The sequence below is a fragment of the Bacillus cereus group sp. N21 genome (genome assembly GCF_016483395.1).
Classification (GTDB): domain Bacteria; phylum Bacillota; class Bacilli; order Bacillales; family Bacillaceae_G; genus Bacillus_A; species Bacillus_A pseudomycoides.
Genome location: NZ_JAEHBX010000451.1, coordinates 1 through 231 on the forward strand (window position 1 = coordinate 1; position 231 = coordinate 231).

The window sequence follows — 231 nt, forward strand, 5'->3', positions numbered from 1 at the left end:
GTTCCAAACAATGCTGAAGGCTTTAGGGTTAAGAGATAATTCGTTGAATGAAAAATAGGGGGAAGAAAGAATGTTAACAGGTTATACGGAATGGCCAAAAGAATTCGTCGATCGTTACCGAGAAGAAGGGTGTTGGCTTGGTGAAACATTTGGCGGAGTGTTAAGAGAGCGTGCTGAAAAATATGGAGATCAGATTGCAGTTGTAAGCGGTAATAAGCATATAACGCTGTC

At 41.1% G+C, this 231-nt stretch carries 1 pseudogene; it reads left to right on the forward strand.

Annotation, left to right across the window (positions count from 1 at the left end):
* Positions 1–70: 70 nt before the first annotated feature.
* A pseudogene (gene entE, locus JDS96_RS31595) lies at positions 71–231 on the forward strand (2,3-dihydroxybenzoate-AMP ligase); the annotation flags it as partial.